Raw genomic sequence first — 5,795 nt, forward strand, 5'->3', positions numbered from 1 at the left:
CCGATATATGGATCCGATCCTGGGAGCCTTCGTGCCAAGGGACGAGGAGGCGGATGAAGCAGCCACGTCAGGAGCTCCCCGCGCAACCTACGACCCTGGCCACAGCCCGGCAGCGTACCGGAAGCCGGCAACGACAACGGCCCGCATCCAGCGGACCTCTTGACTGGCCAGACAACCAGCCAGACAACCGGACTGCCACCCGCCAGTGGCGCCGGCCAGATGTCCAGGGTCTCGCGCGACGCCGCATCCTGCCCAACAAGCTTGACCGTCTCGAACGGCAGGAACGATGCTCTTACTGGCAGACTGCGGACGCAGCACCAGGCCTCTCAGATAAAGCCGGATTGCAGGATCGACACACCAGCTCCGACAGACGGGGCGCGTCATGACCGCGAAGCCCATCCCGGTCATCCCGATACCGCTATCCTTGCCAGCAGCCGTAGCGCCGGAGCCGCACGATGAGCCCGTTCCAGTCCACAGCCATCATGCCCGGCATCCCAGGCCGCACCGTCAAGGCCGAAATCGGGGCCGACCCCTGTGCCGCAACCAGCACCATCGACGCGGACAGTGCGTGCAGCCCACGGCAAAGCACCCCGGCCAAGGCCGGCTCGCTCCTCGCCGCAGCCCGGCATCTCGCCACCAAAACCCTCAGCCTGCTGCTGGTCATCACCCTGCTTGCAACCAGCCTCGCCACGACCTCGGGGCAGGCCCGCTTCATCTCCCCCGACGACTGGGACCCAACCCTGCCGGGCGTCGGCACAAACCGATACGCATATGCAGGTAACGATCCAGTCAATAAGTCAGACCCGAATGGACATGCTGATGGTGGAGAAACGCAGTACGATCCTTGGTCTGGCACTGAACTGGAGAAAGATGAAGCTGCAGATAAGAATTCGCAAGGAGAGGGCCAAAACTACTCCCTCAACAGTAGAGAAATACAACGCTTAACGTCAGGAGACCTGCCACCAGATGAAGAGTTCAGCAATAAAGAATGGGCCGCAGGTGTCCCGAAAGGATTATATAACTACGGCTCCGACGTAATCTCTACGCTGACATTTGGGAACGTTGACATTGGGCACTACACCCCTGCAAATGGCTCTCAGCGCTTTGGCATGGAGACTGGTCGGGAACTGTTGAATGCTGCAGCAACCGGAGCCGGCGTAGCCGCTGCTCCGGCGGGAACTAGACTAACCGCCCTTCCAGCACCTCCCGTCGGGACACAGGCGGCTTGGGGAAGTATAATTTACGCTGGTGCAGTACCGGCCAATGGTTTAACGGCATATCGCGTCTGGGGTGGAGGAGCCTTCCAGCAAGGATCTTGGCTCTCACCTATCGCGCCATCGTCCAGCTCTGCAGCCAGAAGTATGCTATCTCTTCCACCGCAGAATGCGGCGTCATTTCTTTCGGAGGTGACAATTCCAGCTGGGACTAGAATACAGTATGGAAGCGCAGCACCGGCTTTTGGTCAGGCAGGGGGAGGAACGCAAATCCAACTTTTGGAGCGTATACCCAGCGCTTCCTTTGGGTCCGGCGTTCCATTAAAACCATAACTAATTGGAAGTCAAAATGGAAAAATCTTGTCAAAAAAAAACGGTAGTCCTTAACAATACTGCTTTTATTCTCATTGACCCCGATTGCTCTACGGAAGCGGTATTTCGTAATATAATTGCTGAGCGCGGCGGAGAAATAATTTGGGAGGCTGAGCCGCCAAGAAGTCCTGATTGTTTCGTCGATATGGAGATTATCGATCAGAAGATTTTTGCTAAGACCTACAGCGGCTATGATGTTGAGGTTTCACAGGAAGACGGTCAGATCGCAATAATAGGTTTTAATAAATAGAATCTTAGTCTACCAGAAGCGCGTAATAATTGCGAGATAGGGTGGTAAATCGCAGAGTGCGAAGCCGCACCACTGAGAAGCCCCCGTACGAGTTTATATACTGTAGGCCAGCAGTGGATTTGACAGAATTTGTTTGCGTAGAAATTTACAATAGGTATTTCTCGCCGGAGAAACCCAGCTCACGGGTGCTCTTCTTTCGATACGGTAGAGGCTGTGCTGTCAAGAATCTGAGGGCCAACTTTGTCACTATCGACCATCCTCGAGATTGGTGGCACTGAAGGGCACTGATGTGATATGGGATACGATTTATGCGATTTAGGTTTGCGGCATCTGAGACATTTGATTTTTTAGATTGGTGGGGGACCGAATTAGTGTCTTCTATGCTGCAAGTTATTCCGCTGAAGAACAAACGGGGCGGGTCGCGCATAAGTGTACCCGTCAATGGTCACGAAGGCTCCTTACCGAAGTTTCGAGGGGATCAAGCCTTGGGCGACATCGTGACTAATGGCGGCATTCGGGAGCACTTGCACTCTTACGAACAGTCCATTGCCTCAAAAAATATCGAGTTCCAGCTGCAGAAGTCAGACTACCTTTTGCGAACCCTTGGGCCAAAGCGGCTACCCGAGCGCACAGCGAGAGCCATGGCGGAACTCGATCTGGTCGCGACAACGCCGATCAGTCCATCCGACGTGCACATCCTTTTCAGCAATGATCCAGAGTTTTCGAACGTCTACTGTGTAGTCAAGCGAAATCTCATTGCGCCATTGCTGCTGGATATTAATCAGGCTGGTGGTGTGGTTCGCGTCATTTCTTTCGAATACAACGGCACCAAACTCTTCGCGGACAGGCTGAGCTTAGAAACGGTTATGCCGCCAACGAAAAGGCAGATTGCAGCCCGTCGGGCACCGTGGTTTGTCGCTGGTTTGTTCGCCTTGGTCGCCATTGGCACCTACATCCACGCTCAGACAAAGTTGTCGATGGCTTCCGACAATCTCGCCGCAACGATTTCGGGGCTTGAAGCGCAGGCCAGGCAAGCGCGCAATTTTCTTGCGGCGCGGCAGGCCGAGATCGACCATGTTTCGAGCCTTCGCCACGACAGAACCGACCTGCCGTCAAATATTCGTCTGTGGCCGGCCGGGGCCGGGACGGCCGCGCTCGATCGGGCGCGATGGCAGAGGAGCCTGTGTGAATGCCTCGCAGCCGGAACAAGCCAGGCGGGGACGGACGATCCGGTTCACGGTGAACCGGCCGGGAACATACTCCAGCTCTTTTGTCACATCCTCGCCGAGGCGGCGAAGGGTTCCGCCACAGCGGGCACAGTCCTCGTCGCCGGTGGTCAGTTCTATCTCCTGGCGCGGGATGTGATTGGGGATCGGACGGCGCTTCGGCTTGTCCTTCTCTTCCTCGTCCGGCAGGCGCAGCTTTGCAGTCATCTTGGCGATAGAGATCTCGGTTGCCTCGAGCGCCAGTTGAAGCTGCTCGATGGTCTCCGACGACGTGCCAAAGCGATGGCTTCGGTGACCGGCGAGCTGGTGGCGCAGCTTCTCTATCAGCATCGCCTGCGACTTCACTTCGGCCAGCGCCATGAACCGCCGCAGTTCCTCGGGGTTGTCCGGCAGGGATTTGGCCACGTCCAGCATGGCTAATCATACCAAAACAAGCGCGAAACAGGAATCCCGAACGTGCTGTCGCGCCCGGTTTATCCGGCCTTGAGCGGCGTCCAGCTACGCCGCGGCAGGGGCCAGTCGATCCCTTCCAGCAGCATCGCCAGCTGCGCCGACGTCAGCGCGATCTTGCCCTCCTTCGCCGACGGCTACACGAAGCGGCCCTTCTCTAGGCGCTTGCTGAACAGGCATGCACTCTGGCCGTCCCACCAGATGATCTTGATCAGATCGCCACGCCGACCGCGGAAGACGAACATGTGCCCGGCGAACGGGTCCTGCTTCAGCACTGTCTCTGCCTGGGCCGCGAGCGTCGTGAACCCGCGCCGCATGTCGGTCACGCCTGCCGCCAGCCACACGCGGGTGTTTGCCGGGACAGGGATCATCCGGACAGGCCCCGGATCAGCCGGCCAGCGCCTCGGGATCATAGGCTCCGCTGATCCGCAGCCGGTGGCCACCGCTGTATCGATCTCTATCGTGCCTGCCGCAGGCACCGAACCGGCGGCGGCTCTGTCATCGTCGTGTATGGGCCGATCAACGATCTCGACGGGAAGGAAACAGGCCTCATCCGGCTCCGCCGAGGGCTCCGGCGCATACCGAGGGTCGCGCAGCCACTTGAAGATCAGGTTGACGTTCGTCGCGTAGCGCTGCGCCACCCGCGCCACCGACACACCAGGTGCCGTCGTCTGCAGACAGACCGACCGCTTCTCCTCGTCCGTCCAAAGTCGCTTCGTCCGACGCGTCATCACGCACCGATAGTGTCCACTATCCCATGGTGGACACTATCGATCACCCTCTATGCGAGGCAGTGCAGCGACGCCAAACCCTTACGGCTCAAGCCGCATGAGATCGATCTGATGTCGGCATAGCGGCGCTTGGCGTGAAACCTCGCCTCACTGCATGCAACCCTGCCGCCAGCCAAGCCTGCACCAGAGGTTTGGTGCATGTACCAGTTCCCGCTGGTGAGTAGCGACAGCGATGGACATGGCCATCAATAGCCTCGAGGAATGTCAACGCCTGTCGCGGAGTGCCGTCAATTAATAACAGTAGAGAAGCTACGGACATTCATAGCTTAAAACGGCGATCTTCAATCTAAAACGAAACAATCTTAGCCACGCCACCGCGACCTTTTTGATACTCCAGCGCCTCCTCTAATACATCAAACAAGTCCCGCCCCCCCGATGTAACAAAGTAATTTGACATGTTGGTAATGTCGCTCGATATGTCGTGGCCCCAAGGAGGTCCCTTGGTCCGATCTTCGTAGTTCCAGACAACACGATCAGGTGGAATTGCGGATAATTCAGATCTTACCGTTCGCAATTCCTCAAGAGCTGTACCCGCCCTTTGTGACGGAAGCTCTCCGCTATATAATTCGTTCAAGAGAACAGGAAATCTAGTTCCCCATCCCTTTTTTTCGAGATTTGCTGATATTGTCGAGAAAAATGCAAAAAGAAACTCTGAAGAACCAATCTCATCGATTGTGGCGCCGATTTTTAGGCCGATCGTCATATCAATTACCTTATGAAGTTTATGTCATCGAGTTTTAACGCACCATTCGATCTTTGTACAATTTGATCCGCGAGGTCATCGATCTGGTTTCGAGTTACTTTTTGCCCTCTTGCGTCGATGTACACCGATTGCCGGGTGCCGGAAGGCAGATTTTTGGCTCTATCTACCGCTTGGTTGGAAATATTTCTTACAAGACCCGCCCGTCCTTTCGCCGTCTCGACATTATAATTTTTCACTTCAATACTGTGGCCATCTTTAAATCTATCCGGCAGGACACTGCCTTTTGTACCGTATTTTACCTCTTTGCCATCTTTAAACGACACTTGGGCTCGGTAATCGGCGAATTTGTCACCAACTGTTTTCTCACTATCTCTCCAACTCGGCCTTAGATTATTAGTGCTCGTAAATTGCTCAGCGGCAGTGGTAAGGCGGGATACGGCATCACCGTATTGTTGCTGTATATTTGACCCAATAGCGAATTTGAACTGATCATTGTATAAGCTCTCTGATCTCATCGCATTGTGTGCATACGTTAACTTGGCATCCTTTTCTTCTTCCGAAATATCGCCGGCTGCATAGTCTTGTAACGCATCATTTACCATCCGCTCCATTTCTCTAGCTTCTGTATCATCAGAGGAAGGAGAAGAGGTCGATTGATGCCCGTTAGGGTCTGATTTGTTGATGGGATCGTTCTGGGCGTATGCGTATCGGTTTGTACCGACGCCATCGAGGGTTGGGTCCCAGTCGTCTGGTGAGATGAACCGGCCCAGGACAGGATCCATGTATCGT

At 55.4% G+C, this 5,795-nt stretch carries 7 protein-coding genes; 2 read left to right on the forward strand and 5 right to left on the reverse strand.

All coding sequences use genetic code 11. The features are described from left to right. Window positions 1-455 precede the first annotated feature (455 nt). Window positions 456-1,547 carry a hypothetical protein gene (locus ICI42_RS23345; protein WP_188167010.1) on the forward strand — a complete coding sequence of 364 codons (1,092 nt, stop codon included), beginning with the start codon at window positions 456-458 and terminating at the stop codon, window positions 1,545-1,547. Between the two features lie 16 nt (window positions 1,548-1,563). Further along, window positions 1,564-1,836 (forward strand): hypothetical protein, encoded by a 273-nt coding sequence (locus ICI42_RS23350; protein ID WP_188167011.1) that lies wholly within the window; start codon window positions 1,564-1,566, stop codon window positions 1,834-1,836. An 854-nt stretch (window positions 1,837-2,690) separates the two neighbouring features. Here ICI42_RS23350 and ICI42_RS24310 read toward each other — a convergent pair. From ICI42_RS24310 to ICI42_RS23380, 5 genes are all read right to left on the reverse strand, one after another. Continuing rightward, on the reverse strand, window positions 2,691-2,912 hold the full coding sequence (locus tag ICI42_RS24310) for a hypothetical protein (RefSeq protein WP_188167012.1): 222 nt from the start codon (window positions 2,910-2,912) through the stop codon (window positions 2,691-2,693). 36 nt (window positions 2,913-2,948) lie between these two features. Further along, window positions 2,949-3,476 carry an IS66 family transposase zinc-finger binding domain-containing protein gene (locus ICI42_RS24315; protein ID WP_188167013.1) on the reverse strand — a complete coding sequence of 176 codons (528 nt, stop codon included), beginning with the start codon at window positions 3,474-3,476 and terminating at the stop codon, window positions 2,949-2,951. A 173-nt stretch (window positions 3,477-3,649) separates the two neighbouring features. Continuing rightward, on the reverse strand, window positions 3,650-4,243 hold the full coding sequence (gene tnpB / locus ICI42_RS24320; protein WP_407945196.1) for an IS66 family insertion sequence element accessory protein TnpB: 594 nt from the start codon (window positions 4,241-4,243) through the stop codon (window positions 3,650-3,652). A 346-nt stretch (window positions 4,244-4,589) separates the two neighbouring features. Beyond that, window positions 4,590-5,006: an immunity 70 family protein gene (locus ICI42_RS23375; RefSeq protein ID WP_188167014.1), complete on the reverse strand. Its 417-nt coding sequence runs from the start codon at window positions 5,004-5,006 to the stop codon at window positions 4,590-4,592. Window positions 5,007-5,011: 5 nt separating this feature from the next. Continuing rightward, window positions 5,012-5,795: RHS repeat-associated core domain-containing protein (locus ICI42_RS23380; RefSeq protein WP_188167015.1), on the reverse strand; the 784-nt coding region annotated here is incomplete at its 5' end.

This window comes from Oryzicola mucosus (genome assembly GCF_014534685.1).
GTDB classification, from domain to species: Bacteria; Pseudomonadota; Alphaproteobacteria; order Rhizobiales; family Rhizobiaceae; genus Oryzicola; species Oryzicola mucosus.

Excerpts from the sequence above, each read along its gene's own strand:
- ICI42_RS23345 (WP_188167010.1), top strand. The coding sequence starts at position 456 with ATGAGCCCGTTCCAGTCCACAGCCATCATGCCCGGCATCCCAGGCCGC.
- ICI42_RS23350 (WP_188167011.1), top strand. The coding sequence starts at position 1,564 with ATGGAAAAATCTTGTCAAAAAAAAACGGTAGTCCTTAACAATACTGCT.
- ICI42_RS24310 (WP_188167012.1), bottom strand. The coding sequence starts at position 2,912 with ATGGTCGATCTCGGCCTGCCGCGCCGCAAGAAAATTGCGCGCTTGCCT.
- ICI42_RS24315 (WP_188167013.1), bottom strand. The coding sequence starts at position 3,476 with ATGCTGGACGTGGCCAAATCCCTGCCGGACAACCCCGAGGAACTGCGG.
- tnpB (WP_407945196.1), bottom strand. The coding sequence starts at position 4,243 with ATGACGCGTCGGACGAAGCGACTTTGGACGGACGAGGAGAAGCGGTCG.
- ICI42_RS23375 (WP_188167014.1), bottom strand. The coding sequence starts at position 5,006 with ATGACGATCGGCCTAAAAATCGGCGCCACAATCGATGAGATTGGTTCT.